Source organism: Magnetospirillum sp. ME-1 (genome assembly GCF_002105535.1).
Taxonomy (GTDB): domain Bacteria; phylum Pseudomonadota; class Alphaproteobacteria; order Rhodospirillales; family Magnetospirillaceae; genus Phaeospirillum.
This window is the reverse complement of the sequence record NZ_CP015848.1, coordinates 1712791-1739775: the sequence shown is the minus strand read 5'-3', so window position 1 is coordinate 1739775 and position 26985 is coordinate 1712791. Positions and strand designations below refer to the sequence as shown.

Here is a 26985-nt window from a genome sequence, read left to right as displayed (position 1 = left end):
GGGCAGGGTACCCGGATTCTAGGATCGCCGCCATGAAAGCGAGAGTTCAATGATCATCGGCCTGGGCAACGATCTGGTGGATATCCGCCGTATCGAGGACAGCCTCGAGCGGTTCGGCGAGCGTTTCATCGCCAAGGTCTTCACCGAGTCGGAAAGGGCCACCGCCGAGCGGCGGGTGGGAAAGGCCCGCTCCGGTGCCTACGCCAAGCGCTTCGCCGCCAAGGAGGCGCTGGTCAAGGCGCTGGGAAAGGACGGCGTCGGCTGGCGCGACATCGAGGTGACCAACGACGGGACGGGGCGGCCGGTGCTCTGCTTAAGTGGCGGAGCGGCGGCGCTTCTGGCCCGGCGGATTCCGGCCGGGATGCAGGCCCGGCTGCACCTTACGCTCTCCGATGAATATCCATTGGCCCAGGCCGTGGTGATCATCGAAGCCCTGCCTGCTTGACAGCCGGGCCAATGGCTGGCTTGATCTCGGCGGCGCCGTATGCCTTGCGTAAGGCGGGTGTCATGAATTTCAATGGGATAAGCGGCTCTATTCATGTCTAAAGGCAAGTCGGGCGGAATGGGCGAGACGATCCGCACCATCGTCTACGCCATGCTGATCGCCGGAGGTGTCCGCACCCTGGCCTTCGAGCCCTTCAACATTCCGTCGGGATCCATGATCCCCAGCCTGCTGATCGGCGACTACCTGTTCGTCTCCAAATACGCCTACGGCTATTCCCGCTATTCCATGCCGTTCGGCATCGGGCCGGGCGGCGGCCGGATCATGGAGCGGGCGCCTGAGCGCGGCGACGTCATCGTCTTCAAGAAGCCGCCCGAGAACAAGATCGACTACATCAAGCGGGTGGTGGGCCTGCCCGGCGAGCGCATCCAGGTGAAGGCCGGCATCCTGCACATCAACGGCGTCGCCGTGGAAAGGAAGCGGATCGAGGATTTCGTCGAGCGCGATCGTGACGGCAACATCCTGCGCGCGCCGCAATACATCGAGACGCTGCCCAACGGACGCAAGCACAAGATCATCGAATTCCTGGGCGACAACGGCCCCGCCGACAACACCATGGAATACGTGGTGCCGGCCGGGCATTACTTCATGATGGGCGACAACCGCGACAATTCGGCGGATTCGCGCTTCCTGTCCGAGGTGGGCTACGTGCCGGCCGAGAATTTCGTAGGCCGGGCCGAGATCCTGTTCTTCTCGGGCGACGGCAGCGCGGCGCTGTGGGAAGTGTGGCGCTGGCCCTGGGCCATCCGCTATTCCCGCCTGCTGCAGGGGATCGAGTAGGCCATGGCCGGCGCCGCCGAGCTTCACGCGGTGCTGGGCCATGCCTTCACGCGGCCCGAATTGCTGTCCCAGGCGCTGACCCATCCCAGCATGCAGCAGGGGCGGCGCACCAAGACCTCGGATCCTTACGAGCGCCTGGAATTCCTGGGCGACCGCGTCCTGGGCCTGGTGGTGGCCGAGATGCTGTTCAATCGCTTTCCCAACGAGGCCGAGGGCGCCCTGGCGCGCCGCCATGCCGCCCTGGTGCGGCGCGAAGCGGTGGCGCGCGTGGCCAACCAGATCAATCTGGGCCGCCATCTGGTGCTGGCCCGGGGCGAGGACGAGGCCGGCGGGCGGACCAATCCCGGCATCCTGGCCGACGCCTGCGAGGCGGTGATCGGGGCGCTCTACGCCGATGCCGGCTTTGCTGCTGCCGCGTCCTTCGTGCGCTCGCGCTGGGAGCCTCTGATGGAGGAGGCGCTGGCGCCGCCCAAGGATTCCAAGACCGGGCTGCAGGAATGGGCGCAGGGGCGGGGACTGCCGCTGCCCAGCTATCGCATTTTGGGTCAGGAAGGTCCGCCGCACGAGCCGATTTTCCTGATGGAGGTCAGTGTCGAGGGTGTAGGCTCGGCCGTGGGCCGCGGTGCCTCGAAACGGGTGGCGGAGCAGGCGGCAGCCGGCCTGCTGCTGCAACAGGTGATGACATGAACGAAGTTCCCGAAACCAACCAGCGCTGCGGCTTCGTGGCGGTGGTCGGCGCTCCCAATGCCGGTAAGTCCACCATGGTCAACGCCCTGGTGGGCACCAAGGTGTCCATCGTCTCGCCCAAGGTGCAGACCACCCGTTTCCGGGTGATGGGCATCGCCATGGTCGACGACGCCCAGGTGGTGCTGGTGGACACCCCCGGCATCTTTGCGCCCAAGAAGCGCCTCGAGCGCGCCATGGTGGCTGCCGCCTGGAACGGTGCCGCCGACGCCGACCACGTCTGCCTGCTGGTGGATGCGTCGCGCGGCTATGACGACGAGACCAGGGCCATCGTCGAGAGGCTGAAGGAGGCCAACCGCCAGGCCATCCTGGTGCTGAACAAGGTGGATCTGGTCAAGCGCGAGAAGCTCCTGGGCCTCACCGCCCAGCTGGATGCCGAGGGCATCTTCACCAATGTCTTCATGATCAGCGCCTTGAAGGGCGACGGCATCGGCGACCTGCTGGCCCATCTCGGCCGGCTGGTGGCGCCGGGGCCGTGGATGTTCCCCGAGGATCAGGTCTCCGACCTGCCGCAGCGCCTGCTGGCCGCCGAGATCACCCGCGAGAAGGCCTTCCTGGCCCTTTACCAGGAACTGCCGTACTCCCTCTACGTCGAGACGGAGAAGTGGGAGGAGAAGGAGGACGGCTCGGCCCGCATCGATCAGGTGATTTATGTGGAGCGCGAGAGCCAGAAGCCCATCGTCCTGGGCAAGGGCGGCCGCCAGATCAAGGCCATCGGCGCCAGCGCGCGCCAGGAGCTGGAAGAGCTGCTGGAGCGCCGCGTCCACCTGTTCATCCACATCAAGGTGCGTGAGGACTGGTCGGAAAAGCGCGGCCATTACTCCGAGCTGGGCCTGGATTTCGATTCATGAGCAATCGTCGTTCCGTTCCTGTCATGCTGAGCGCCAGCGAAGCATCTTTCAGCCGTCATGGTCTGAAAGACCCTTCGCTGCGCTCAGGGTGACAGGCGGAGAGCGGCATGAGCCCCCGCGCCATCGCCATTGCCCTGATGTGGGTAGGGGCCTTGGTGCTGCTGGGCCTTCTGGTCCATCGCTTCGCCCGGGGCGCCTGGAGCCTCGAGGACGAGGACGTCCCCGCCATTTCCGCCCGGCAGAAGCTGCTGTCCGCCCTGGCCCTGGCCGCTGCCACGGGCGGGGTGGCCCTGTTCGTGTGGAGCTGGAATGGAATGGGATGACGACGCCATCGTCCTGGCGGTACGCCGCCATGGCGAAACCGGCGCCGTCGCCTCCCTGCTGACCCGCGCCCATGGCCGCCACGCCGGTCTGGTTCATGGCGGCCAGGGCAAGGCCAACCGCCCCGTCCTGCAGCCGGGCAATACGGTGCGAGCCAAATGGACCGCCCGCCTGCTCGAGCAATTGGGCAATTACAAACTGGAATTGCTGCACGCTTATGCCGCCGCCTTTTTGGACGACCCGGCCCGCCTTGCCGCGCTGGGCTCGGCCTGCGCCCTGGTGGAGGCGGCTTTGCCCGAACGCCAGCCCCATCCCGCCTGCCACGCCGCCCTGGCCGCCCTGCTGCACGCCCTGGAGGCCGAATCCTGGCCCAGCGTCTATGTCCATTTCGAACTGGCGCTGCTGCGCGACCTGGGCTTCGGCCTCGACCTTTCGGTTTGCGCCGCCACGGGGCAAACCCACGACCTCGCCTGGGTCAGCCCCAAGACGGGCCGCGCCGTCTCCAGGGCGGCGGGTGAGCCCTGGCGGACCAAGCTGTTCGCCCTGCCGGCCTTTCTGGTGGACGGTGGGGAGGGGGATGCCATCGCCATCCGCGAGGGCTTGGAGATGACGGGATTTTTCCTGCAACGCCATGTGTTGGGGCCGCGCCATGCGGAACTGCCGGCGGTGCGGGGAAGGATGATGGGGCGGCTGATTTAGCAAGTTGCGTTTCGGGGCTTCCACACCCTATGGCGTCATGCCCGGACTTGTTCCGGGTATCCACGTGACTTCGCCTAATTCATTGTTTTCGATGCTATATCTACCGCGCCGCGTGGATGGCCGTGTCGAGCACGGCCATGACGCTGTCGGTTGGATGCGGCTGGTGGCGCATTTTTCCGCAGCTTGTTTAGGGTATGCGCCATCCCCATTCCCCTTGACCTTGCCCGGGTGAATGAATAATCATTCAGATGAATGAGCGTTCAGTTGGTGGAGGAAGGAATGAGCTTGTCCAATGGTGCCCCGGGGGGCGTGCCCAGTGCCCATGTGGACCGCTTTGCCCGCGAGTTGCTGCCTCCCCCTGAGCTGTGGCCGGTGTTCGACTACTCGGCGGCGCATCTGTCACACTATCCCGACCGCATCAACGCGGCCGCCGCGCTGATCGATACCGCCGTGGCCGCCGGGTTCGGCACCAAGCCGGTGTTCCATTACGCCGAGGGGACGTGGAGCTATGCCCATCTGCTCGACCGGGCCGAGCGCATCGCCCGGGTTTTGGCCGAGGATTTCGGGCTGGTGCCGGGCAACCGGGTGCTGCTGCGTTCGGCCAACACCCCCATGCTGGTGGCCTGCTGGCTGGCGGTGCTGAAGGCGGGCGGCATCTGCGTCACCACCATGCCGCTGCTGCGCGCCAAGGAGCTCAGCTACATCGTCGAGAAGGCCCGCATCCACGTGGCGCTGTGCGAGCTGGATCTGGCCGAGGAGATGGAGCTCACCCGCCAGAAGGTGCCCGAGCTGCGTCACGTCTCCTACTTCACGCCCCTGGGCGAGGGCAGGCAATCCGGTGCCGATCTCGACCGCCGGGCCGACGCCAAGCCCGCCGGCTTCGCCAATGTGGACACGGCGGCCGACGACGTGGCGCTGATCACCTTCACCTCGGGGACCACCGGCAACCCCAAGGGCGCCATGCATTTCCACCGCGACATCCTGGCATCCTGCGATTGCTGGCCGCGCCGCCATACGGTGGACCCCGACGAGGTCGTCATCGGCTCGCCCTCCATCGCCTTCACCTACGGCAAGGCGGCGTTCATGATGTATCCGCTGCGCTATCGCGCCACCGCCGTACTGGTGCCCAAGCCGACGCCCGAGCTGATTCTCGATGGCGTCCAGCGCCACCGCGCCACCAGCCTTTACGCCGTGCCCACCGCCTTTCACGCCATGCTGGGGATGGTGGACAAGTACGACATCTCGTCGCTGCGCAAGGCCTCGTCGGCGGGCGAGCATCTGCGGCCCAAGCTGTACGACGACTGGCTGGACCGTACCGGGGTGAAGCTGGTCAACGGCATCGGCATGACCGAGATGCTGACCCATTTCATCTGCCAGTCGCCGGACGTGGCCAAGCCCGGGGCCACCGGCTATCCCGCCGACGGCTACACCGCCTGCATCCTGGACGACGACTTCAATCCGCTGCCACCGGGTTCCAAGGGCCGTCTGGCGGTGCGCGGCCCCACCGGCTGCCGCTATCTCGACGACCAGGCGCGGCAGGCGGCCTTCGTGAGGAACGGCTGGAACGTCACCGGCGACATCATGGAGCAGGACGAGGACGGCTGGTTCTGGTACGTGGACCGCTCGGACGACATGATCGTGTCGTCGGGCTACAACATCTCGGCCCAGGAGGTGGAGCGCGCCATCCTCGAACACCCCAAGGTGTCGGAATGCGCCGTGGTCGGCGTGCCCGACGAGACGCGGGGCACCATTGTTCGCGCCTGCATCGTGCTCGACAATCCCTCCCAGGCCAGTGAGCTGCTGGCCGAGGAGATCCAGAACTTCGTCAAGGCCTCCATCGCGCCCTACAAATATCCCCGTGACGTCAAGTTCGTGGAGTTCCTGCCCAAGACCCAGACCGGCAAGATCCAGCGCTTCCGCCTCAGGGATTTGTAGGGCAGACTTTACGGGCGCCTGTCATCCTGAGCGTGGCGAAGGATCTTTCAGCCTGAAGCGGTTGCCGTTCCTGCCTGAAAGCCCCTTCGGCTTCGCCTCAGGGTGACAGCCGGGGGGAGACACAGGGGAAACTGTATGGCGATTCTTGATCTTTCCCAAATCCTGGGCTTTCTGGCGGCGGCCATGCTGGTCACGCTGTCGCCGGGTCCCGACAATCTGATGATCCTGTCGCTGGGGCTGTCGCGGGGGCGGCGTCAAGGCATGGCGTTCGGCCTGGGCTGCGCGCTCGGCTGTCTCAGCCACACCGCCTTGGCGGCGCTGGGCATCAGCGCCGCCATCGCCGCCTCGCCCCTGCTGTTCACCGGCTTGAAGCTGGCGGGCGGGGCCTATCTGGTGTGGCTGGGCATCGGGGCGCTGCGCTCCTCGGGGGCCATGCGCATCGAGGCCGGCGCGGGCGGCGATGAATCCTTGGGGCTGCTGTTTCGCCGCGGCCTGCTGGCCAACGCCATCAATCCCAAGGTGATCCTGTTCTTCCTGGCCTTCCTGCCCCAGTTCGTGGATGCCGACAGAGGGGGGGCGGGATGGCAGACGGCGCAGCTGGGCGTGCTGTTCACAATCCAGGCCTGCGTGCTGTTCGGCCTGATCGGCTGGTTCGCCGGCTCGCTGGGCGGCTGGCTGGGCCGCCATGGCCGGGCCGGGCTGTGGCTCGACCGGCTGGCCGGCGGGGTGTTCGTGGCGCTCGGCGCCAAGCTGATCCTCGACCGATGAAGGACTGGTTCGTATATGTCCTGTTGAACGGCGCCGATACCGCCTATACCGGTATCGCCCTGGACGTGGAAGACCGCCTCGCCCGGCACAATGCGGGCGAGGGGGCCAAGTTCACCCGGGGGCGCGGGCCCTGGCGGCTGGCCCATGTGGAAGGCCCGCTGCCCCATGGCGATGCCCTTCGGCGCGAGGCGGCCATCAAGCGCGACCGCGCCTTCAAGCGGGCGCTGAAATCGGCTCCAGCCCCGTCCTGACGAAGGTGTCGTGGAACCGCGAGGCGCCGAGGGCGGCGATCAGCCGTCGGACGGCTTCGGCATTGCGGCTGCCCGTCACGATTCCGGACGAGAAGGTGATGATGTTCTGCAATGCCGCGGGGAACGGCCCGACCAGCTCGGTTCCGGCCACCGGCAGCAATTCGCTGATCATCTGGACCGCCAGTTCCGCCTTGCCCTCGGCCACTTCATGGCCGCATTCGCCCCCGGCCTTGACCAGGATGGACCGGGGCCGGACCATTTCGGCGATGCCCAATCGGTCGAGGATCGCCGCGAAGTGAATGCCGCTGGCCCCGCCGTCGGCCGGATCGGGATAGGCGATGGAGGCGGCGTCCAGCATGGCCTGACGGAACGCCTCGGGACTGGCGATGTCGGGGTGGGGAGCGCCTTCGCGCACGCTGATGCCCAGACCGGCACGGGCGGTGGGGCGGCAGGACGAGGGATCGACCAGACCGGACTGGGCCAATCCCTTCAGTGTCCCTTCGGCCACCATAATCAGGTCCGCCGGCTCGCCGGCCCTGAGCCGGGCCGCCTGACCGCCCGATGTCCCGTAGGACAGGCAAAGGGGCTCCCCCGCCATTTCCTCCAATTGGGGGGCCAGGGCGTTCAAGGCTTCGGTCACCGCTTGGGTCGCCAGAATATTCAGCATGAGACGGTCCTTTCACGAAAGACGATGAGCTCGGTGGCCAGGGCCAGAGCCAGGGCGGCGGCGCCCAGGACGAACAGCAGGGCATAGGCCCCGCCGCTGGCGGAAAACGTCCAGGCCAGGCCGTAGGCGCCCGCCGCCTGCCCCAGGGCGAAGGCAGCGGTGGTGCGGCTCCAGGCGGCGCGCTGCGCGCCGAAATCGCCGGGCAGCAATTCCCGCACCCGGCCGAGGACCACGGGCACCACGCCGGGTGTGAATCCGCCCATGATGAAGCCGGACAATCCCAGCCAGCCAACTTCGCTGGTGGTTGAGGCCAGGGCGACCACCGCCGCCTGCGTCGCCAGGGCGGCCCTGAGGACGGCGCCGAATCCGAAGCGGTCGCCGAGCCGGCCCAATACCACCGGTCCGACCGAGGCCCCCAGGCCGAACAGCAGCCAGACGGCGGCTCCCCTGCCGATTCCCAGGTCAAGGCCGCGTGCCACCAGATCCACCAGGAACACCATGTGCGGCACCAGCCCGAAGGCGTTCAGCGCGTAGATGCCCATCAGGGCGCGCAGGCGGAAATCACGGGGCAGGGCAACCTGATGCCCGGCGGGCGGCACCGAGTCATCGGGCCAGCCGCGCCACGCCGCCAGGGTGAAGACCAGGCACAAGAGGCCGAGCACGATCCAGGTGACGGCCATGCCCTGGGCCAGCAAGGGCGGCAGCAGGATCGAGGATGCCACGGCCCCCAGCCCGACGCCGGCGAAGATCAGCCCCCCGGCCAGCCCGCGCCGCGAGTCCGGGACATGGGGCAGCACCAGGGTGGCGGCCAGGACCATGATCACGCCGCCCGCCAAGCCAGAGGCGAAGCGCCAGACGAAGAACCAGGAAAAGGCCACGGGATGGGCGCACAGCAGGAAGGACAGCGCGATGACGGCCATCATGATTCTCAACGCCACGGCGGGCCCCAGGCGCCGCCCCAGGCTGCGGGCCGAAAGCGCCCCGGCGAGGTAACCGGCCAGATTGGCGGCCCCCAGATAGGCGGCGGAGGAGGCGGAGAACCAGCCCTCCGCCACCAAAGCGGGGATCAGCGGCGAATAGGCGAAGCGGGCCAGGCCGATTCCCACCAGATTGGCGAGCAGGGCCGAGACAGTGGATCGCCAGGGACCGGGACGGGGCATCGCTCGCTCCTTTGAAGCCGCGCCAACCCTATGCCTCCGCCGTATTCATTTGAAACGATTTGATGTGATAATATCCATCACGCATTGAGATGGATTCGGGGGGCGTCATGGATGCCAGCGATCTTCGGGTATTCGAGTCGGTGGCCCGCCTGGGCGGCATGAGCCGGGCGGCGGCCGAGCTGAACACCGTTCAGTCCAACGTCACCGCCCGCATCCGCGTGCTCGAGGAGCAACTGGGCACCGAGCTGTTCGAGCGGCATTCGCGCGGCGTGACCCTGACCGCCGCCGGGCGCCGCCTGATGCCCTACGCGCTGCAGGTGATCAGTCTGCTGAAGGACGCTCGCCGGGCGGTGGGCGATTTGGGCGAGCCGTCCGGCGATCTGGTGATCGGCTCGCTGGAAACCACCCTGTCCATGCATCTGGCGCCACTGCTGACCACCTTCGTCGAGCGCTGGCCCAGGGTGGACCTGTCCATCCGCGGCGGCACCACCCGCGAATCCGTGGAGCATGTGCTGGAACGCCGCCTGGAGGGCGCCTTCGTCTGCGGTCCGGTCAGTCATCCCGATCTGGTGGAGGAGACGGTGTTCCGCGAGGAGCTGGTGGTGCTGACCGCGCCGTCCATCGGGCGGCTGGACTGGTCGGCGGGGCTGGCGGGCCTGCGCATCGTGGTGCTGCGCCTGGGCTGTTCCTACCGCCAGCGGCTGGAGGACATCCTGGCCCGGCGCGGCGTGGTGGGCCTCAGGCTGCTGGAATTCGGCACGCTGGAGGCCATTTTCGGCTGCGTCGCCGCCGGCATGGGCATCACCTTGCTGCCCCGGCGGATGGTGGAGCGGGTGTGGCGCGGCCGGCCGGTGGGCATTCACACCCTGCCGCCCGACGAGGCCCTGGTGGACACGGTGTACGTGCGGCGCCGGGATTCCTTCGTTTCCAGCGCCCAGTCGGCCTTTCTCGACCATGTGCGCCATGGGTTGGCCCAGGCGCAGGCCGCCGAGTAGGGATTATCCGTTACTCCCTTGATCCAACGGGTATTGCATCGCGGTAAGAGGGCGGGTATATACCCCACAGTGACGCACACGTACGTGCCTATGGCCCTCGTCGGTTATGCAACGACGGACGCGTCCTTTTTGGAAGAGCCGCCGGGTTCTTTGGCGGCGCCCGAAAGGGAGGTGGACATGTTCGTGACCCACAAGATGGGCTTCATCCCGGAAATCTGTACCAGTATGTGACGGCGGTGTCGCGGCCGGAGGTCCGGTCGCTTGCCGCCGTTGTCGTCGAACGCGGGCGCCTCGCGGAGCCCGTGGACAGGAGCGTTGTTGATGTAGTCAGGTCCCGGGGTCGAAGCCGGGCCAAGCCGAGGTAAGGGGAGTACCGCTATGCGCACCATTGTCTTCAGGGGCCGTTTGGTCATCATCGGCTGCGGCAGCATCGGCCAGGGCATTCTGCCCCTCATCCTGCGCCATATCGAGATCGAACCGGCCCAAATCACCATCATCACCGCTTGCGAACGCGGCCGCGAGGTCGCCGCCGAATACGGCATCCAATTCATCAACAAGCCGCTGACCAAGGACGATTTCCGCGACCGTCTGACTCCCATGCTGCGCAAGGGCGACTTCCTGCTGAATCTTTCGGTGGATGTGTCGTCGACCGCGCTGGTCGAGCTGTGCCGCGATCTCGGCGTGCTGTATCAGGACACCTGCATCGAACCCTGGGCCGGCGGCTATACCGATCCCAGCCTGTCGCCGTCCTTGCGCACCAATTACGCGCTGCGCGAGGAGATGCTGCGTCTCAGGGTCGGCGGCCCGGCGCCCACGGCGCTGGTCACCCATGGCGCCAATCCCGGCCTGGTGTCCCACTTCGTCAAGCAGGCGCTTCTGAACATCGCCGCCGATACCGGCCTGGGCAACGATATCCCCAAGGACCGGCAGGGCTGGGGCGAGCTGGCGTCGCGCCTGGGCGTCAAGGTGATCCATATCGCCGAGCGCGACACCCAGCAGGGCACGGTACCCAAGGGACCGGACGAATTCGTCAATACCTGGTCCATCGACGGCTTCGTCGGCGAGGGTTGCCAGCCGGCCGAGCTGGGTTGGGGCACCCACGAGAAGGAGATGCCCGCCGACGGCCGCCGCCACGAATTCGGCGGCGATGCGGCCATCTACCTGCTGAAGCCGGGCGCCAGCCAGAAGGTGCGCACCTGGACGCCGGTGGAAGGGGCCTTCCACGGCTTCCTCATCACCCACAACGAATCCATCTCCATCGCCGATTACTTCACGCTGAGGGACGCAGAGCGGATCACCTACCGCCCGACGGTGCATTACGCCTATCACCCCTGCGACGCCGCCGTGCTGTCCCTGCACGAACTGGCGGGCAAGAATTGGGCGATGCCGTCGAAGCAGCGCCTGATGGTCAAGGAACTGGTCAGCGGCATCGACGAACTTGGCGTGCTGATCGCCGGCCACGCCAAGGGCGCCTATTGGTACGGCTCGCAGCTGTCCATCGCCGAGGCGCGCGAACTGGCGCCCCACAACAGCGCCACCAGCCTGCAGGTCACCGCCACGGTGCTGGCCGGCATGATCTGGGCGCTGGAGAACCCCATGCGGGGTATCGTCGAGCCCGACGAGATCGACTTCCAGCGTATTCTGGAAATCGCCCGGCCGTATCTCGGCCCGGTGGTGGGCGTCTACACCGACTGGACGCCGCTGGACGGCCGCGGCGCGCTGTTCGCCGAGGATCTGGATACTTCGGATCCCTGGCAGTTCAAGAACGTCCGGGTGATCTGAACCTAACGGCAGACGAAGAAGCTGTCGGTTTGGGTCGCGGGCGGACACGTCCGTTCCGGCTCGCCGTTGTCGCGCCTTTCCTGGTTTTCCGTGGCGCAGCGCTGGGCGGGGGAAATATCGCCGATGGTGGCGACGTGCATGCGGGCATAGCCCTTGGGGCAGGTCCGCTCGGCGGCGTGACGGCAGGATTCCAGCTTCAGGGTATTGCCGCAATTGACGTGATGGTAGGTGGAACCGTCGGGGCGGCGAAAGGTTGTGACCTCGGCGCAAGCGCCCAGGAACAGCAGCAGCGACACGACCGCGACGAGTTTCATGCTTTTCACCTTCTGGCTCCCGGCGTCAGCCGGGCGCCAGAGGATAGCCGTCCGCAATCTTCGATGCAAATGGCGGCGAATTACATTTTCAGGCGGCTGGCGTGGCGGGCCTCCTCGCTGGCCTCGATGCCGACCGAGGCGATGGATTCGGCCAGGCCGCCGAAGCCCATCAGGCGGGCTTCCTGGGCGAGGTCTTCGAGCAGACGGGCGATCTGGGCTGCTGCGGCGGGGTTGGGCAGGCCTGACGGGCCTTTTCCGGTGGTGATCATGGGATGGGGCTCCCTGTGTCGGATCAGGCCGGAACCAGCTGGCTGGGCTGGCTGGCCATGTTGCTGTTCAGTACGAAGACGCGGATCGCCGAGGTCAGGCTGCTGGCCTCGAACCGGCGCCGCGCGGCGTCGCACAGATCGTCGATGGTGCAGTGAGCTTCGCCGGCCATCAGTTCCAAAGCCTGCCAGAACTCGTTCTCGAGCTTGACGCTGGTGCGCTTGCCCTTGATGCGGACGTTGCGGCAGATCAGCGTGACCGGCCGCTTGCGCGGCGTCTCTTCCCGCGCATAGGCTTCCGGGTCGGCCAGACGCTCGTCCAGGGTGTTGATGGCGACCTCGAGGATCGCCATCAGCGGGCCGTCGTCACGGTCGAACGCCTTGTCGGCCAAGCGCTTCAACTCGATGCGCAGGTTGAGGTCGGCGATCATGCCCTGACGGTCTTGCCAATTCATGGCGGGCTACTCCGCGGCCGAAAGGTGGACGGGGGCCTTGAGCTTGCTGAAGTCCCAGTTGCCTTCCTGCTGGACGATCAGCGATTCGAAATCCGGGTCGCCGAACGGACCGGCCTGGATGCTGCCCAGGTCGGGGCGGCGCGGAATGTCGTGGACGATGGGCACCAGGGTGCCGCGGTACATGCTGATCGCTTCGCCCGACTGGCGGCCGCCGAAGCGCTTCCAGAAATTGACCGTCTCCAGCCGGGCGCGCCCGGCGGCGATGCGGAAGCCCTTCTGGCGGGCCAGTTCCAGGGCGGCACGGGCCAGCGAGGCCAGGACCTGATAGGACCGGTAGCGCTTGCGGATGCCGACCCGCTCGAGAAGGGCGAAATCGGCGAACCAGCGGACCCGGATCACGCCGGCCGGATCGCCGTCCACGAAGGCGATCAGGTGGGTGGCCACGTAATCGTTGCCGTTGAATTCGTCGAAATAGGTGATGTTGTCCTCTTCGGCGAGGAAAACCGCAGCGCGAACGGCCATGGCCATGGCGAATTCGTCCGGAGTCCGGGCGATCTTCACGGTAACCGACGCGCTGGTGACCTTGCTACCGTTACTGATCTGTGTCGTCATCGGTGCGCCTCCATGCAAGAAACTCGTTGGGGGCTATCTTGCAGAGATGCGCGGTGTTACGGTATGCCGTGAAATGTGAATACCGAGGGGTGTTGCGAGAGGGCATGGGTCAGTTTCGCCTGCATGACTGGAACGATGTCCGGCTGATCATCGCCTGCGCCGAGCACAAGAGCTTCGCCGCGGCCGCTGCGGCCATGGGAATCGACCAGACCACGGTCAGCCGCCGGATCGGCAACATGGAGGCCGCCATCGGGCGGCCCCTGTTCACCCGGCGCAAGTCGGGGGCGTCGCCGACGCCGGCGGGCGAGGCCCTGCTGGCGCGGGCCCGGGCCATGGCGGCGCTGGCCGACGACTTCGAAGGCGCCATGCAGGGCCTGACCAGCTTTCAAAGCCCCAAGGTGACGGTGGCCGCCAGCGAGGGGTTGCTGACCTACACCCTGATTCCCGCCCTGATGGGCCAGGACAAGCACGAATTGCCGCTCGACCGCAGCCTGGTGAGGAGCGAACTGCCGAAACTGGCGTTTACCACCGCGCCGGCCAAGGCCGACATCTCCGTCATGGCGACGTCGCCGGGGGACCTCCCCAAGGTGGGCGGCGCCGTGCATGTGCGGCGCGTGGGAACCATGAACTTCGTTCCGGTGGCCAGCCGGGATTTCCTGCACGAAGTGCGGGGGATCTCCAACTTCGACGATCTGGCGCAACTGCCGCTTCTCGACATCGGCATCTACCGCGCCATTCGCGGCCTGGACGCCTGGAACGGCCTGGTGGCCAGCAAGCAAGGCGAGGGGGTGAGCGTCGCCGCCAATACGCCCAAGCTTCAGCGCCCTTTGCTGGGAGGGGAGGGAATCTCGCTTCTTCCAGACTATTCAACACTCTACGAGCATAAGCTGGAGGCGGTTGACGTGGAGTCGCCCTCCCTGGCGGTGTCGCTGTGGCTGGTGTCGCACGAAGACACCCTGCGCGAGCCTTCGGTTCGCGAACTGTACGACCTGCTGGCCGGAATGTTCACCAGTTCGGCGTGGTACCGGGAAAAGTGATGCCGGAATTGCTGCACTGCGGGATCTGCATACCCTGGTATTCAGCTGCATACTAAAAACGGTTGCGTTTGCATCCGCGTCGGTTAGAATGCGGTCATGTTTCTCACTCAATTAGGGGTGTTGTTTTGGCGAAGCGAAATGTATCGACCCGGGGGCGGCTGGAGAGCGGAGCCCCCAACCCGGTGGACGTCCATGTTGGCGGCCGCATGCGCCTGCGCCGGACCCTGTTGGGCATGAGCCAGGAAAAGCTGGGGGAGGCCATCGGCCTGACCTTCCAGCAGGTCCAGAAGTACGAGCGCGGCGCCAACCGCATCGGTGCTTCGCGCCTGTTCGACCTGTCGCGCGTTCTCGACGTGCCGGTGTCCTACTTCTTCGACGACATGGCCGATGGCGTCCAGGCCCAAAGCCCGGTCAACATCATCAAGGGTTCGGTCGGCCTGTCGGAAGAGCCGGCGACCTTCGAAGCCGACCCCATGACCAAGCGCGAGACGCTGGAACTGGTCCGCGCCTACTACAACATCACCGATCCTCAGGTCCGCAAGCGGGTCTATGAACTGGCCAAGGCTCTGGCTGCCGTCGCCGGCACCGAATAAAGCCTTTCGGCATGAGTGAGAAATGCGGCCGGGGCATGCCCCGGCCGTATTCGTTTCGGCGCTTCGGCGGCCGACCGGCCCCGTGGGTTCTTGTCAATCGACGCGACCCGAGCCATTCTCGACGCACCGCGCCGTTCCCTCCGTAACGCAAGCCTCCGCCCCATGGATGACGCCCAAGACTTTCCCGAGATGATGGACACCCATCAGGTGGCCCGCTACCTGCGCATCAAGGAGCGCAAGGTGTACGAGTTGCTGAAGGAGCGGCGGATTCCCTGCACCAGGGTGACCGGCAAATGGTTGTTTCCCAAGGGTGAGATCGATGCCTGGCTGAAGCGCAACAGCGCGTCGCCTTCGGACGCTCCCCGCCAGGGGCCGGCGCCCATGGTGGTGGCCGGCAGCCACGACCCCTTGCTGGAATGGTGCCTGCGCGAAGTGGGCGGGGGATTGGCCATGCTGCCGGGATCATCCATGGATGGTTTGCGCCAGTTGGCCGCCGGCGAGGCGGCGGTGGCCGGCATCCACCTCCTTGATCCCGACAGCGGAACCTACAACCTGCCCCAGGTCCAGGACGTTCTGGCCGAGCGCAACGTGGTGCTGATCGAATGGGCGTGGCGCCAGCAGGGGCTGGTGGTGGCGTCGGGCAATCCGCTGGGCATTGCCTCGCTGGGCGATCTGGCGGCGGCCAAGGCCCGCGTGGTGCTGCGCCAGGAGGGGGCGGGCAGCCGGCTGTTGCTGGACCGCCTGCTGGCCGAGGCCGGCATTGCCCCGGACACCCTGGTCACCGCCAAGGTGCCGGTGCGCAGCGAGACCGATGTGGGCCTGGCCATTCTGGAAGGCGCCGCCGATGCCGGTTTGGCCGTCGCCTCGGTGGCCAAGAGCCTGAAATTGGATTTCGTGCCCCTGCACCGCGAGCGTTTCGACCTGGCGGTGGACCGGCGCGCCTATTTCGAGCCGCCTATCCAGGCACTGCTGGCCTTTACCCGCACCATGGAATTCGCCCGCCGGGCCGAGACCCTGGGGGGCTATGACATTTCGGGAATCGGCGCCATCCGCTGGAACGGCTAGGCCTCGGCCGTCTGGGCGGGGCGCAGCAGCCGTGACGAGCGCGGTACGCCGCGCGGCCGGACGGTATCCCACCAGCGCATCAGGGCGCCGCAGCCCGGACTCAGCTCTTGGGCCAATCCGCCGGTGAGTTCCCGCCAATATTCGAGCAGCGGCGCTTCCACCGAGGTCAGCAGCGGGATGCCGCAACTGACGGCGGCCAGCATTTCATCGATCATGCCCCGGCCCTGGGCTTCCAGCTTGCCGAACTTGTTGACGATCAGCAGGTCGGTTTCCCCCGCCATGGCCCGGCGCAGCACCGATGTGGCCTCGGCCACCGCCCGGGTGTCGACCCGGCAGCAGGTGGAGCCGCTTCCCAGATCCTGGCTGATGCGGAATTCCTCTCCGTTCTCCAGATCCACCAGCGTCATGGTACAGGCGCACGAGGTCGGCGACGGAGAATTGCGCTGGACCAGTCCGCGGATGTGATAGCCCTGGCCCTGGAGAATGCGGGCGAACCCCTCCATGGAATCCGTGGCGGCGGCCTCGGCCGGCCGGACGATGACGCCGACTTTGAGCGGAATCTCGATAGGGTCTTCTGCCATGAGGATTCACTGGCTTCCGATCGGTTCTCTCATCAGGTGTATCACATTGCGGCGGATGGCGACACCTGCCTTGCTGGATAGGCCGAAAATACGATTATTCAGGCATTATGCAGTGTTCAGCCTTGTGATTGCCTGGGCGCCATTGAACAATGGGGGCGGAGCGGTGAAGACCATGAGGGTGAGCATGCTGCCGTTGCCGAAGGCGTATGAGGGTTGCGGAGGTAACGGCTGAATGGCCGCCGCGTCCTCTGACCAGCGTTCCGACGATGGTATCGGCGCTCTTCCGGCGACCGAGGGCCGGCGGATTATGGATATGGTGATTCGCTACGGCGCGGGGGCGGTGCTGCTCTGGACCGTATTGCTGGGCCTGTCCTTGTGGTGGAACATCGGCCACCAGAAGGACACCACCTTCGAGCTGGCCCTCAATACCGCCCGTTCCGCCTTCAACAAGGATCTGGCCTACCGGCGCTGGGCGTCGGGTCATGGCGGCGTGTATGTGGAGCCGTCCGAGAAGACGCCGCCCAGTCCCTGGATGTCCCATCTGCCCGACCGCGACATCGTCGCCAATGATGGGCGCCTGCTGACCCTGATGAATCCGGCCTACATGCTGCGCGAGATGATGGCCGATTACGGCGAGGATTACGGCATCAAGGGCCGGATCGTCGGCATCGTCTACCTCAATCCCAACAACGAGGCCGATGCCTGGGAGGCCGAGGCCATCCGGCAGTTCTCGGCGGGACGGCTCAAGGAGAAGCTCGAGGTCTCGGCGCTGGACGGCAAGCCGTATCTGCGCCTGATCAAGCCGTTCATCATGGAGGAAAGCTGCCAGAAGTGCCACGGCCACCTGGGCTTTCCCAACGGCTCGGTCCGTGGCGCGGTGGGGGTTTCGGTCCCCATGGAGCCGTATCTCGAGGTGGAGGCCCAGACCATCCGCGCCCTGGCGGTGTCCCATGGCGGCTTTTGGCTGGTCGGCGTGCTCGGCATCGGTCTGATCGGCCGGCGGACCGCCCGGCGGCTGAAGGAGAAAGCCCTGGCCGACGAGGAGACCCGCCTGGCGGCCCATGTGTTCCGCAACGCCATGGAAGCAACCATCATTACCGATCCGCGGGGACGGATTCTGCGGATCAACCCCATGTTCACCGAGTTGACGGGCTATGGCGAGGCCGAGGTGGTCGGCGGCAATCCGCGCATCATCCGCTCGGACCATCACGACGCGGATTTCTACAAGGAGATGTGGCAGGCCATCTACCGCGATGGCCGCTGGCAGGGTGAGATCTGGAACCGCCGCAAGGACGGCCGGGTCTTCGTCGCCTGGGAAAGTATCGTCGCCGTCTACGACGCCGCCGGGGCCATCCGGTACTTCATCGGCAGTTTCAGCGACATCACCGAGCAGGTGGAGGCCCAGCGCCATATTCTGCGTCTTGCCCATTACGATGTGCTGACCGACCTGCCCAACCGGGTGCTGTTCCAGGATCGCCTGGAGCGCGCCGTGGTTCACGCGCTGCGCCATGATCGGCAGGCGGCCCTGCTGTTCCTCGACCTCGACGGCTTCAAGAAGGTCAACGACACCATGGGCCATCGCGCCGGCGACGAGTTGCTGAAGGAAGTAGCCGTCCGGCTGCGCGGCTGCGTGCGCATGACCGACACCATCGCCCGGTTGGGCGGCGACGAGTTCACGGTCATCCTGGACGAGATTTCCTCGGCCGGGGATGCCGCCTTGGTCGCCGAGAAGATTTTGGCGGCCTTGCGGGCGCCCATCGCCATCGAAGGGCGCGAGGTGTTCATCGGCACCAGCATCGGCATCAGCCTGTTCCCCGATGACGGGCGGAGCGGCGACGAGTTGCTGAAGCAGGCCGATACCGCCATGTATCAGGCCAAGGCCGCCGGAAAGGGGCGCTTCAACTTCTACTCGGCCGAGATGACCAAGCGCGAGGAGCATCGCCTCGAGTTGGAGATGGCGCTGCGCCAGGCGGTGGAGGAGGAGCAGTTCCACGTTCACTACCAGCCGAAGAAGAACCTCGCCGACGACCGCATCACGGGGTTCGAGGCGTTGGTCCGCTGGCAGCATCCCAGCCTGGGCATGATTTCACCCCTGGATTTCATCCCCCTGGCCGAGGAGATGCATCTGGTCGACCGCATCGACCTGCTGGTGATGCGCCAGGCCTGCCGGCAGGGGCGGATCTGGCTGGATCAGGGGCATGACGTGACCATGGCGGTCAATCTTTCGGGCGTCAACTTCTCGGTTGACGCGCTCCCCGACCAGGTGCGGAGGGTTTTGGAGGACACTGGATTTCCCGCCGACCATCTGGAGCTGGAAATCACCGAAAGCTTCGTCATCGATCTGGCGGTGGATCAGCGCGAGGTGATGCAGCGGCTGCGCGCTTTAGGCGTGATGCTCGCCATCGACGATTTCGGAACCGGCTATTCCTCTCTCAGCTATCTGAAGCGCCTGCCGGTCAACACCTTGAAAATCGACCGCTCTTTCGTACGCGACATCGCGCGGGATTCGCGCGACATGATGCTGGTCTCCTCCATTATCGGCATTGCCCATTCCCTGGGTCTGAAGGTGGTTGCCGAGGGCATCGAGGATCTGGATCAGCTGAGCATTCTCGGAACCCAGGAATGCGACGAGATTCAGGGGTATTACATCGCCAAGCCCATGAGCGCCGAATTGGCCGGCATCTTCATGACCGGAGCGCCCGCCAGCCATGCCGTCATCCCAGGTTGACGCTGCCCATCCCCGGTTCGGCGAGGCCCTGCGGGTCTGGCTGCGCATCGGCCTGCTCAGTTTCGGCGGCCCGGCCGGGCAGATCGCCACCATGCACCGCATTCTGGTGGAAGAGAAGAAGTGGGTGGGAGAGGCCCGCTTCCTCCACGCCCTGAACTTCTGCATGCTGCTGCCCGGTCCCGAGGCCCAGCAGCTCGCCACCTATATCGGCTGGCTGCTGCACCGGACATGGGGCGGCGTGGTGGCCGGCACCTTGTTCGTGCTGCCCGGTTTCCTGGTGATGATGGGCCTGGCCGCCTTGTACGCGGGCTTTCACCAGGTTCCCCTGGTGGAGGGGCTGTTCTACGGCATCAAGCCGGCGGTGCTGGCCGTGGTGATCGAGGCGGTGCTGCGCATCGGCCGCCGGGCGCTCCGCTCGGCGGAGAAGGTCGCCATCGCGGTGGTGGCCTTTGCCGGCATCTTTTTCGGCGATCTGCCGTTTCCGCTGATCGTGCTGGCGGCCGGGCTCTGGGGCTTCATGGCGGCGAGGGCGGGGCGGGAGTCCTTCCTGCCCGCCGGGGCAGCGGCCACGCCGGCGGGAGCCGCCGACCGGATCCTCGACCAGGGAGCCCTGCACACCCGGCCGGACCGCCGCCGCGCCATCCTGACGGCCGCTATCTGCCTGGTTCTGTGGCTGGCCCCGGTGGGGGCGGCCATGGCCTGGGGCGGGGGCGCCTTCGGGGCCATCGGCCTGTTCTTTTCCAAGATGGCGGTGGTGACCTTCGGCGGCGCCTATGCGGTGCTGGCCTATGTGGCGCAGCAGGCGGTGGAGGTCCATGGCTGGCTGGCGGCGCCCGAGATGCTGGACGGCCTGGGCCTGGCCGAGACCACGCCGGGGCCGCTGATCCTGGTCAACCAGTTCGTGGGCTTCCTGGCCGGATTCCGCAATCCCGGCGGCCTCGATCCCTGGCTGGGGGGAGTCCTGGGGGCGACGCTGACCGTCTGGGTCACCTTCATGCCCTGTTTCCTGTGGATTCTGGGCGGAGCCCCCTATGTGGAGGTTCTGCGCGGCTATCGGGCGCTGTCCGGCGCCCTGGCCGCCATCACCGCCGCCGTGGTCGGGGTGATCTTCAATCTGGGGCTATGGTTCGCCCTGCACGTGCTGTTCGCCACTATCGAGGAGAAGCGCGTCGGACCGTTGCGAGTGTTCGCCCCCGATCCCAACAGCCTGGACCCGGCGGCGTTGGGCCTGGCCCTGGCCGCCGCCATCGCCATGCTGCGGCTCGGCATCGGCATGATACCGACCCTGCTGGCTGCCGGGCTGTCCGGCATCGCGTGGAAGCTACTTCTTTTTCCGTAGGGCGACGGCGGGTTCCAGTTCCTCGGCGGTCAGGCCGCGCCCCAGCTGGTCTTCCAGATGGGGCAGGAGCTGGGGAAAGAACTTGAGCGGCGCCAGCATCTTGATGGCGTTGGCGGCTCCGGCGACGTCATCGCCGGCATCGCGGCGGCAGCGCAACAGCACGGATGCCACCAGCCAGTCGTCCCAGTCGTCCTGATCATAGCCCGAAGGCGGCGGCAGGCCGGCGAAACGCTTCAACAGATCCATCAGTTCCGATCGCGACATCTGCGCGACCGTCTTGTCTTTTCCGCTCATCCCCAATGACTCGCCACTGATACTTCCCCGTCCCGATCCTACTCTACGGGTTCCCTGCGTGGGAAGCGTTTCAGGTGACGATTTGTTCCGCCGGCGTCCAGCGGCGCATCAGCGCCCAGGCCAGCAGGGCGGACAGGGCCGACAGTCCGGCCATGGCCAGGAACGAGCCGCCGCCCAGGCTTTCGTAAAGCCGGCCGCTGAACGGCGTGATCAGTCCCGGCGCCAGCCCGACCGCGATGGCGGCGAACACGCCCTGGGTGCGGGCCGACAGGCTCTGGGGAACGGCGCGGGCGATGAAGTGGATGGCGCCCAGATGGGCGCAGCCGAAGGTGGCGGCGTGCAGCAGTTGGGCCAGAGCCACCAGGGGAACGGAGGCGGTCGAGCCCAGCACCAGCCAGCGCACGACACCGCCCAAGGCGGCGGCCAGCAGCAGGGCGGCCGGGCCGAAGCGCGCCACCACCCGGTTGCTGACGGCGAACAGCACGATCTCGGCCACCACGCCTTCCGACCACAGCAGGCCGATGGCCATGTCCGACAGGCCGGCGGCCTTCCAGTGGATGCTGGCGAAGGCATAATAGACGGTATGGGCCATCTGGTTGAGCGCGGCGCTCCCCACAAACAGCAGGAACAGAGGGTTGAACAGCACCGGACGCAGGGATGGCGGCTTGCCTTCGTGACGCGGCACCTTGAGGTTGGGCAGGCCCAGGCATGAGGCGGCGGTCAACAGCAAAGCCACACTCATCAGCCAGGGCAGTGCCGTTATCGGCCAGGATTCCAGGGTTTTGCCCAGCATGGTGGCGGCCAGGATGAAGGCCAGCGACCCCCACAGACGGGCTCGGCCGTAATCCAGGCCATGGCGTGCCACCACCATCATGGCCAGAGTATCGCCCAGGGGCAGAAGACCGGCGAAGGGGAAGGTGGTGATCACGCTTAAGGCCAGGATGGGCCAGAAGGTTCCGGCCAGGGGGAGCAGCAGCCACACCAGTCCTGCGGCAACGGCAAGGCGGATCATGAGCTGGCGGCGTTCACCGCCGTGGTCGGCCAGATGGCCGATCACCGGGCTGGCCAGGATGCGGGTCAGGTATCCGGCGGCGGCCACCCAGCCGATCTCCGAGGCCGACAGCCCCCGGTCCTGCAGCCACAGCGGCCAGAAGGGGATATGAATGCCGACCGCCACGAACAGGGCGGCGTAATAGGCGCCCAGCCGCAGGCTGGCGGAGCGGGGACTCATGCCGGCTCCATGCAGTCACCCTGAGCCGCAGGCGAAGGGGCTTTCAGGCAAGGGCGGCGAGGATCGAGGGTGAAAGATCCTTCGCAGTGCTCAGGATGACAAAGAAGGGCCGGAACGGTCATTGACGGTCCGGCCGGGCCGCCAGGGTGATGCCGCGATCGGCCAGCGACAGGGCGCAGGCATCGGATTCCAGAAAGCGCCACTCCACTTCGCGCTGGTCGGTCATCCACTCGCAGGCGCGCAAGGGCTCGTCCACCTGGCCGGGATGGCACATCACCAGGGTTCCCGGTCCGGGGGACTCGGTGAAGATGCCAAACAGCTCGGCATAGGGAACCTTGCCGGAAAAGTCGTAGACGCCGCGGAAGCTGCGGTTGTGCGGGATGCCCTCGGCCCGCATGCGCATTCTCAGGCCGATGCCCAGCAGGGAAATGATGGTGGCCCTGACCGGATCGATTCCGCGCCGGGCGATGGCCAGCGGATTTTCCCAGCACGACCGGACCCAGCCGCCGCTTTGCTTGAGACGGCGGCGCCACAGATCCACCACCACGTCGCGGATGATGGGCAATTGGTGGACGTGATGATGGCCGTCGAGGAAGTCGGGCGGGCGGCCCATATGGGCTTCGAAGGCGTCGACCTGCCGCTCCAGCTCGGCGGCGATCTCGGCCCGGTCGAGGCGGCGGGATACGGCGCGCTTGACCATGGTCCCGATGGAGGGCAGCCGGCCCTCGGGCACCAGGGACGGCATGTCCCCCAGCGGCCGGTGGTCGGTCAGCGTCAGGTGGACGCCGAACTGGGCGCGGCCTTCCAGCGGCTTGAGCAATTCGGCCTCGTCCGGCCAGAAGGCGGATCCGGTCATGCAGCCGGTGGCCTGCAGGCGGCCTTGGCTGATCAGGGCGCGGATGGCGAACCCCAGGCCCGGGGCCAGCCCGTAATCGTCGGCGCAAAGGGTGATGGCGGCTTTTTCGCGTGGCATGGCGGCAGGATAGAGAGGCTGGCGTCGGCGCGCAATCAGTACAGCTCGCCGGCCAGCCACCCCCCGATCAGCGCCGCGCCCCGGGCGTTGTAATGACCGTCTACCGGGAAGACCAGGCCTTCGCGGTAATGGTCATGCAACAAGGGAAAGGCGTTGAGGCATTGGACGGCATGCGTCTGGCAATGGGGGCGGGCCAGTGCCTCCTGGTAGTCGGCGGTGGGAAAGTCGCGGCCATTCACGGAATAGAGGGCGAAGGCCTCGTCCTCGAAGAACATCCGTTCGGGCAGCAGGACCACCACCATGCGGCTTCCGCGCGAGGCCGCAATCTCGGACATTTGGCGGATCATCAGGAAATTGGCCTCGGGCACGCCGGCGGCCACCAGATCGGTCACCGGTGAGTGGGAGCGCAGGCGGTAATAAATCGCCTTGGCCCGGGGATAGAGCACCCCGACCAGGGCCGAGGACTGGCTGAGAGCATCGAGGAACGTCTTGACGTCCTGGAACTGGGGCACCAGCACGCCGGTGAAGTCGTAGAACCTTACCCGCGCCCTGGCGGCGGACTCGTCGCCGCCGGCCGCGCCGCTGACCAGATAGCCCTCGACGATGCGGTTGGAATCCTGGGCCGAGGGCGGGGTGATGACGTCGTTCCAGCTCAGCGCCACCAGCACGGTGTCGTTGGGGGTCAGGGTGGGGGCCATCACCTTCATCCGCACCAGATACTGGTCGATGTTGATGGCCGGCACGGCGAGATTGCTGACCGCCACGCCGAGTCCCCGGTGGTTCAGCGCTTCCTGCAGCCGGTTGGGCCAGGATTCTGCGTCGGACAGGCCGTGGCCGAAGGCCTGGCTGTCGCCCAGGACCAGCAGGCGGCGTTCCGCCGATTTCGGGGCGGCGGGCACGATGCGCCGGCCCTCGGAATCGGCGGTGGCGACCGCGTTGGTGAAATCGACGCGGTTGTCCATGACCCCCTGGAAGCCGGGACTCATGCGCCAGTAGCCGTCCGGTCCCACGTCGAACATGCCCTTGGGCAGGCCGGGTTTGGGCGGCGGGCTGATCATCCAGGCGGCGGCCTCGGCCAGTCCCAGGAACAGCACGACCGATGTGAAAAGGAGCAGGATATTGCTGACGATTCCGCCACTCCTGTTACGACGCCTTGGGGGCAATCACGGACTCCTGTCTTTACGATCCGGCGGCGGGCAGGCTGATGACGAAGCGGGCGCCGCCCATGGGTGAGGTGCCGGCATCCAGCGTTCCGCCGTGGTCGCGGATGATGCCGTAAGAAATCCATAAACCCAAGCCCGTTCCCTTGCCCACCGGCTTGGTGGTGAAGAAGGGGTCGAACACCTTGGTGGCGATGTCGGGAGGAATGCCGGGGCCGTTGTCCTCGATGACCAGGGTGACGCCGCCGGCTTCGGCCTTGGCCGCCACCCGGATGCACCCGTCGGCGCGCGACGAGACCGCATCCTGGGCGTTCTCGATCAGGTTGACGATGACCTGATGCAACTGGCCGGGATTGCCGCGCACGTTCAGGCTGTCCGGCAGGTCCAATTCGATGGTGGCCAATCCCTTCTTGCCGGAAGCCGACCACTGTACCGCCTTGGCGACGATCTCGCCCAGATCGAAGACTTCCGGCTTGCCCCCGGCCGAGAACGACAGGCGTTTCAGGCTGCGCACGATGTCGGCCACCCGCTGGGCCCCCTCGGCGGTGCCCTCCATCAGGCCCGGCAGGTCGGCCAGGGTGGCGTCGATGCGCAAGCTGGCGCGCAAGGCTTCGCGCTCGGCCTCGTCGCAGCCGCCGTGGATGGCGTCCAGGTAGGCGGAGATGCGGGCCGAATATTTGGACAGGGCGTGGACGTTGCCGTAGACGAAGCTGATGGGGTTGTTCAGCTCGTGCGCCACCCCGGCGATCAGGCGGCCCAGCGAGGCCATCTTCTCCTGCTGGATCAGCTGGGCCTGGGCGGTCTTCAGCGCCTCGTAGGCGCGGCGCAGCTCGCCCACCGGGCGCCCCGTGAGCACGATGCCGGCCGGCAGGCCGCGATGGTCCAGGCGGGTGGCGCAAGACAGCGCCACCGGTTCGGTGAGCCCCCCTTCGGACGAGCGGAAACGCACCTCGCGGTCGCGCCCTTCCACCGAATCGATCCAGCTGAACAGGCGCAGATTGCCCGTGCCCTCGGCCAGCAATTCGTCCAGGGGGCGTTCATACAGGTCCACCTCGGCGAATCCGGTCAGCTGGATGAAGGCGAGGTTCACCTGCTGGATGCGCCCCGACTGGTCGCAGACGATCAGGATGTCGGAGACCGCCGACAGCACCGAATTGATGAAGCGCTGGGCTTCCTCGAGCGCGGTGTTCTTCTCCTCCAGCTCCACCTCGTAGGAGATGAGGTCGGAATAGACCTCCTCCATCTTGCGGATGACCTCGATCCAGGCGGTTTCCTGAGCGGCCGCCATGTCGGGATCATAGCCGCCGGCGAAATCGTAGGCCGAGGAGGGGCGGGGGTCGCTGTAATTGGCCATCAGCCGTCGCGCTCCAGGCCGTAGCGGCGCAGCTTGGCACGCAGGCCGACGCGGGACAGCCCGGTCTCCTCGGCCACGCGGGTGATGTTCCAGCGGTGCCGGGCCAGGGATTCGGCCAGCAGGCGGGCCTCCAGCGCCTCCACCTGCTCCTTCAGCGTGCCCGGTTCACCGTGATCGGCCAGGGCGCGGCCGGCGGGGCAAACGCGCGAGCGCAGACGGGGGCTCAGCAGGTCCGGCCCCATCACCCCGCCTTCGGCCAGGGCCACCATGCGCTGAATCTCGTTTTGCAGTTCGCGCACGTTGCCCGGCCAGTCGTAGTTCCGCATCTGGGCCATGGAATCGGGGCCGAAGCGCAGGTTGGGCCGCCCGAAGCCCTTGGCGGTGTCGCCCAGCAGCCTCTCGGCCAGCATGGGCACGTCCATGGGGCGTTCGCGCAAGGGGGGGAGGTGGATGGGGAAGGCGGCCAGGCGGTAGAACAGGTCGCGGCGGAAGTGGCCGCCGCGCACCTCTTCTTCCAGGTTGCGGTTGGTGGCGGCGATGACGCGCACGTCTACCTTGCGGGTGAGGCGCGCCCCCAGCGGGCGGATTTCGCCTTCCTGGAGCACGCGCAGCAGCTTGACCTGGAAGGCGGGCGAGGTCTCGCCGATCTCGTCGAGGAAGATGGTGCCGCCCGAGGCCTGCTCGAACAGGCCGATACGATCCTCGTAGGCGCCGGTGAAGGCACCCTTCTTGCAGCCGAACAGCTCGGATTCCAGCAACTGGTCGGGAAGTGCGCCGCAATTCTCCACCACGAAGGGCTTGTTGCCGCGGGGGCTGTTGTAGTGGATGGCGCGGGCCAGCAATTCCTTGCCGGTACCCGATTCGCCGGTGATCAGCACCGAGATGTCGAAGGACGACACCTTGCGCGCCATCTCGATCACCTCGGCCAGCGGCGAATCGGGGGCATGGATGATGCCGTCGAAATGGTGCTGGCGCTTGAGCGTGCCGGTCTTGCTGGCGATGGATTTCTGCAAGGCCGCCTGGGGGACCTTGAGGTCCAGGCTGGCCTGGGCACTTTCCAGCTGCAGGTCGTAGAGCCTGAGCGCGCCGTGCAGGGTCTGGACCAGTTCGTCCGGCTCCCACGGCTTGGTGATGTACTGGTAGATACCCGCCTCGTTGACGCCGGCGATGATGTCCTCGGCCTCGGAATAGCCCGAGATGATCATGCGCACCGGGTCGGGCCAGCGGTTGCGCACCGTCTTCAGGAATTCCACCCCCTGGATGCCCGGCATGCGCTGGTCGCACAAAATGGCGTGGACCATCTCCTGCTCCAGCAAGTCCTCCGCCTCCTCGGCGGTGGACGCGGTCAGTACCCGGAACTCGTCGGCCAGCACCCGGCGCAGGGCTTCCTGGGACTGCTTCTCGTCGTCCACCACCAGGATGATCGGCAAGGTGGTCATGTCCGGATTGGCTCCTGTGGCCTTCGACGTGGCGGAGCGGTATTCTTGAGCCCAGGACCACCAGTGGTCAACCAATTACCAGAATGGAT

The 26985-nt window shown here is 66.6% G+C and carries 29 protein-coding genes; 16 read left to right on the top strand and 13 right to left on the bottom strand.

Annotated elements, in window-relative coordinates; genetic code table 11:
* The first annotated feature begins 49 nt into the window (after window positions 1-49).
* From acpS to WV31_RS08145, 9 genes are all read left to right on the top strand, one after another.
* Complete coding sequence (gene acpS, locus WV31_RS08185; protein ID WP_085373092.1) at window positions 50-445, top strand: holo-ACP synthase; 396 nt, start codon at window positions 50-52, stop codon at window positions 443-445.
* Window positions 446-538: 93 nt separating this feature from the next.
* A complete protein-coding gene (lepB, locus tag WV31_RS08180; protein WP_085373091.1) occupies window positions 539-1282 on the top strand; it encodes a signal peptidase I in 744 nt (247 codons plus the stop codon).
* 3 nt (window positions 1283-1285) lie between these two features.
* On the top strand, window positions 1286-1969 hold the full coding sequence (gene rnc / locus WV31_RS08175) for a ribonuclease III (protein ID WP_085373090.1): 684 nt from the start codon (window positions 1286-1288) through the stop codon (window positions 1967-1969).
* Window positions 1966-2877 (top strand): GTPase Era, encoded by a 912-nt coding sequence (gene era, locus WV31_RS08170; protein WP_085373089.1) that lies wholly within the window; start codon window positions 1966-1968, stop codon window positions 2875-2877. The genes rnc and era overlap by 4 nt, the downstream gene beginning before the upstream one ends.
* A gap of 107 nt (window positions 2878-2984) precedes the next feature.
* Window positions 2985-3200: a hypothetical protein gene (locus WV31_RS08165; protein ID WP_085373088.1), complete on the top strand. Its 216-nt coding sequence runs from the start codon at window positions 2985-2987 to the stop codon at window positions 3198-3200.
* Window positions 3187-3897, top strand: coding sequence for a DNA repair protein RecO (gene recO / locus WV31_RS08160; protein WP_085373087.1), 711 nt, complete (start codon window positions 3187-3189; stop codon window positions 3895-3897). The genes WV31_RS08165 and recO overlap by 14 nt, the downstream gene beginning before the upstream one ends.
* 279 nt (window positions 3898-4176) lie before the next feature.
* The gene (locus WV31_RS08155; RefSeq protein WP_085373086.1) at window positions 4177-5832 is read left to right on the top strand and encodes an AMP-binding protein; all 1656 of its coding nucleotides are present in this window, start codon (window positions 4177-4179) and stop codon (window positions 5830-5832) included.
* A gap of 135 nt (window positions 5833-5967) precedes the next feature.
* Window positions 5968-6600 (top strand): LysE family translocator, encoded by a 633-nt coding sequence (locus WV31_RS08150; protein ID WP_085373085.1) that lies wholly within the window; start codon window positions 5968-5970, stop codon window positions 6598-6600.
* A complete protein-coding gene (locus WV31_RS08145; protein WP_085373084.1) occupies window positions 6597-6851 on the top strand; it encodes a GIY-YIG nuclease family protein in 255 nt (84 codons plus the stop codon). Before WV31_RS08150 ends, WV31_RS08145 begins: the two co-directional genes overlap by 4 nt.
* On the opposite strand, the gene WV31_RS08140 is transcribed toward WV31_RS08145, so the two are convergent.
* Window positions 6814-7518, bottom strand: coding sequence for a molybdate ABC transporter substrate-binding protein (locus WV31_RS08140; RefSeq protein ID WP_085373083.1), 705 nt, complete (start codon window positions 7516-7518; stop codon window positions 6814-6816). The genes WV31_RS08145 and WV31_RS08140 overlap by 38 nt on opposite strands.
* On the bottom strand, window positions 7512-8678 hold the full coding sequence (locus WV31_RS08135) for a YbfB/YjiJ family MFS transporter (RefSeq protein WP_085373082.1): 1167 nt from the start codon (window positions 8676-8678) through the stop codon (window positions 7512-7514). The genes WV31_RS08140 and WV31_RS08135 overlap by 7 nt, the downstream gene beginning before the upstream one ends.
* 107 nt (window positions 8679-8785) lie before the next feature.
* On the opposite strand from WV31_RS08135, the gene WV31_RS08130 reads away from it, so the two are divergent.
* Both WV31_RS08130 and WV31_RS08125 read left to right on the top strand, forming a co-directional pair.
* Entirely contained in the window at window positions 8786-9673 is an 888-nt protein-coding gene (locus WV31_RS08130) for a LysR family transcriptional regulator (protein ID WP_085375525.1), read from the top strand.
* 378 nt (window positions 9674-10051) lie between these two features.
* Window positions 10052-11455: a homospermidine synthase gene (locus WV31_RS08125; protein WP_085373081.1), complete on the top strand. Its 1404-nt coding sequence runs from the start codon at window positions 10052-10054 to the stop codon at window positions 11453-11455.
* A 2-nt stretch (window positions 11456-11457) separates the two neighbouring features.
* Here WV31_RS08125 and WV31_RS08120 read toward each other — a convergent pair whose 3' ends face one another.
* From WV31_RS08120 to WV31_RS08105, 4 genes are all read right to left on the bottom strand, one after another.
* Window positions 11458-11769, bottom strand: a complete 312-nt coding sequence (locus WV31_RS08120) for a hypothetical protein (RefSeq protein WP_085373080.1) — start codon at window positions 11767-11769, stop codon at window positions 11458-11460.
* 80 nt (window positions 11770-11849) lie between these two features.
* Window positions 11850-12038 (bottom strand): hypothetical protein, encoded by a 189-nt coding sequence (locus WV31_RS08115; RefSeq protein WP_085373079.1) that lies wholly within the window; start codon window positions 12036-12038, stop codon window positions 11850-11852.
* A 23-nt stretch (window positions 12039-12061) separates the two neighbouring features.
* Entirely contained in the window at window positions 12062-12490 is a 429-nt protein-coding gene (locus WV31_RS08110; protein WP_085373078.1) for a ribbon-helix-helix domain-containing protein, read from the bottom strand.
* Between the two features lie 6 nt (window positions 12491-12496).
* Window positions 12497-13102 carry a GNAT family N-acetyltransferase gene (locus WV31_RS08105; RefSeq protein WP_085373077.1) on the bottom strand — a complete coding sequence of 202 codons (606 nt, stop codon included), beginning with the start codon at window positions 13100-13102 and terminating at the stop codon, window positions 12497-12499.
* A 104-nt stretch (window positions 13103-13206) separates the two neighbouring features.
* On the opposite strand from WV31_RS08105, the gene WV31_RS08100 reads away from it, so the two are divergent.
* The 3 genes from WV31_RS08100 (at window position 13207) to WV31_RS08090 (ending at window position 15797) form a co-directional block, all read left to right on the top strand.
* A complete protein-coding gene (locus WV31_RS08100) occupies window positions 13207-14139 on the top strand; it encodes a LysR family transcriptional regulator (RefSeq protein ID WP_085373076.1) in 933 nt (310 codons plus the stop codon).
* Window positions 14140-14264: 125 nt separating this feature from the next.
* A complete protein-coding gene (locus WV31_RS08095) occupies window positions 14265-14732 on the top strand; it encodes a helix-turn-helix domain-containing protein (protein WP_085373075.1) in 468 nt (155 codons plus the stop codon).
* Between the two features lie 162 nt (window positions 14733-14894).
* Window positions 14895-15797, top strand: a complete 903-nt coding sequence (locus tag WV31_RS08090) for a helix-turn-helix transcriptional regulator (protein ID WP_085373074.1) — start codon at window positions 14895-14897, stop codon at window positions 15795-15797.
* Here the strand turns inward: WV31_RS08090 and WV31_RS08085 are convergent.
* Window positions 15794-16378 carry a DUF2478 domain-containing protein gene (locus WV31_RS08085; protein WP_085373073.1) on the bottom strand — a complete coding sequence of 195 codons (585 nt, stop codon included), beginning with the start codon at window positions 16376-16378 and terminating at the stop codon, window positions 15794-15796. The genes WV31_RS08090 and WV31_RS08085 overlap by 4 nt on opposite strands.
* 313 nt (window positions 16379-16691) lie before the next feature.
* Here WV31_RS08085 and WV31_RS08080 point away from each other — a divergent pair, with 313 nt between their 5' ends.
* Both WV31_RS08080 and chrA read left to right on the top strand, forming a co-directional pair.
* Window positions 16692-19106 carry an EAL domain-containing protein gene (locus tag WV31_RS08080; RefSeq protein ID WP_237051544.1) on the top strand — a complete coding sequence of 805 codons (2415 nt, stop codon included), beginning with the start codon at window positions 16692-16694 and terminating at the stop codon, window positions 19104-19106.
* On the top strand, window positions 19087-20445 hold the full coding sequence (gene chrA, locus WV31_RS08075; RefSeq protein WP_085373071.1) for a chromate efflux transporter: 1359 nt from the start codon (window positions 19087-19089) through the stop codon (window positions 20443-20445). The genes WV31_RS08080 and chrA overlap by 20 nt, the downstream gene beginning before the upstream one ends.
* Here the strand turns inward: chrA and WV31_RS08070 are convergent.
* The 6 genes from WV31_RS08070 to WV31_RS08045 form a co-directional block, all read right to left on the bottom strand.
* The gene (locus WV31_RS08070; protein WP_237051543.1) at window positions 20428-20739 is read right to left on the bottom strand and encodes an acyltransferase; all 312 of its coding nucleotides are present in this window, start codon (window positions 20737-20739) and stop codon (window positions 20428-20430) included. The genes chrA and WV31_RS08070 overlap by 18 nt on opposite strands.
* Before the next feature lie 70 nt (window positions 20740-20809).
* Complete coding sequence (locus WV31_RS08065) at window positions 20810-21970, bottom strand: MFS transporter (protein ID WP_085373069.1); 1161 nt, start codon at window positions 21968-21970, stop codon at window positions 20810-20812.
* 118 nt (window positions 21971-22088) lie between these two features.
* On the bottom strand, window positions 22089-22943 hold the full coding sequence (locus tag WV31_RS08060; protein WP_085373068.1) for a ChbG/HpnK family deacetylase: 855 nt from the start codon (window positions 22941-22943) through the stop codon (window positions 22089-22091).
* A gap of 35 nt (window positions 22944-22978) precedes the next feature.
* Complete coding sequence (locus WV31_RS08055) at window positions 22979-24037, bottom strand: SGNH/GDSL hydrolase family protein (protein WP_085373067.1); 1059 nt, start codon at window positions 24035-24037, stop codon at window positions 22979-22981.
* Between the two features lie 85 nt (window positions 24038-24122).
* Window positions 24123-25457 (bottom strand): sensor histidine kinase, encoded by a 1335-nt coding sequence (locus tag WV31_RS08050; protein ID WP_085373066.1) that lies wholly within the window; start codon window positions 25455-25457, stop codon window positions 24123-24125.
* Window positions 25457-26896 (bottom strand): sigma-54-dependent transcriptional regulator, encoded by a 1440-nt coding sequence (locus WV31_RS08045; RefSeq protein ID WP_085373065.1) that lies wholly within the window; start codon window positions 26894-26896, stop codon window positions 25457-25459. The genes WV31_RS08050 and WV31_RS08045 overlap by 1 nt, the downstream gene beginning before the upstream one ends.
* Between the last annotated feature and the right edge of the window lie 89 nt (window positions 26897-26985).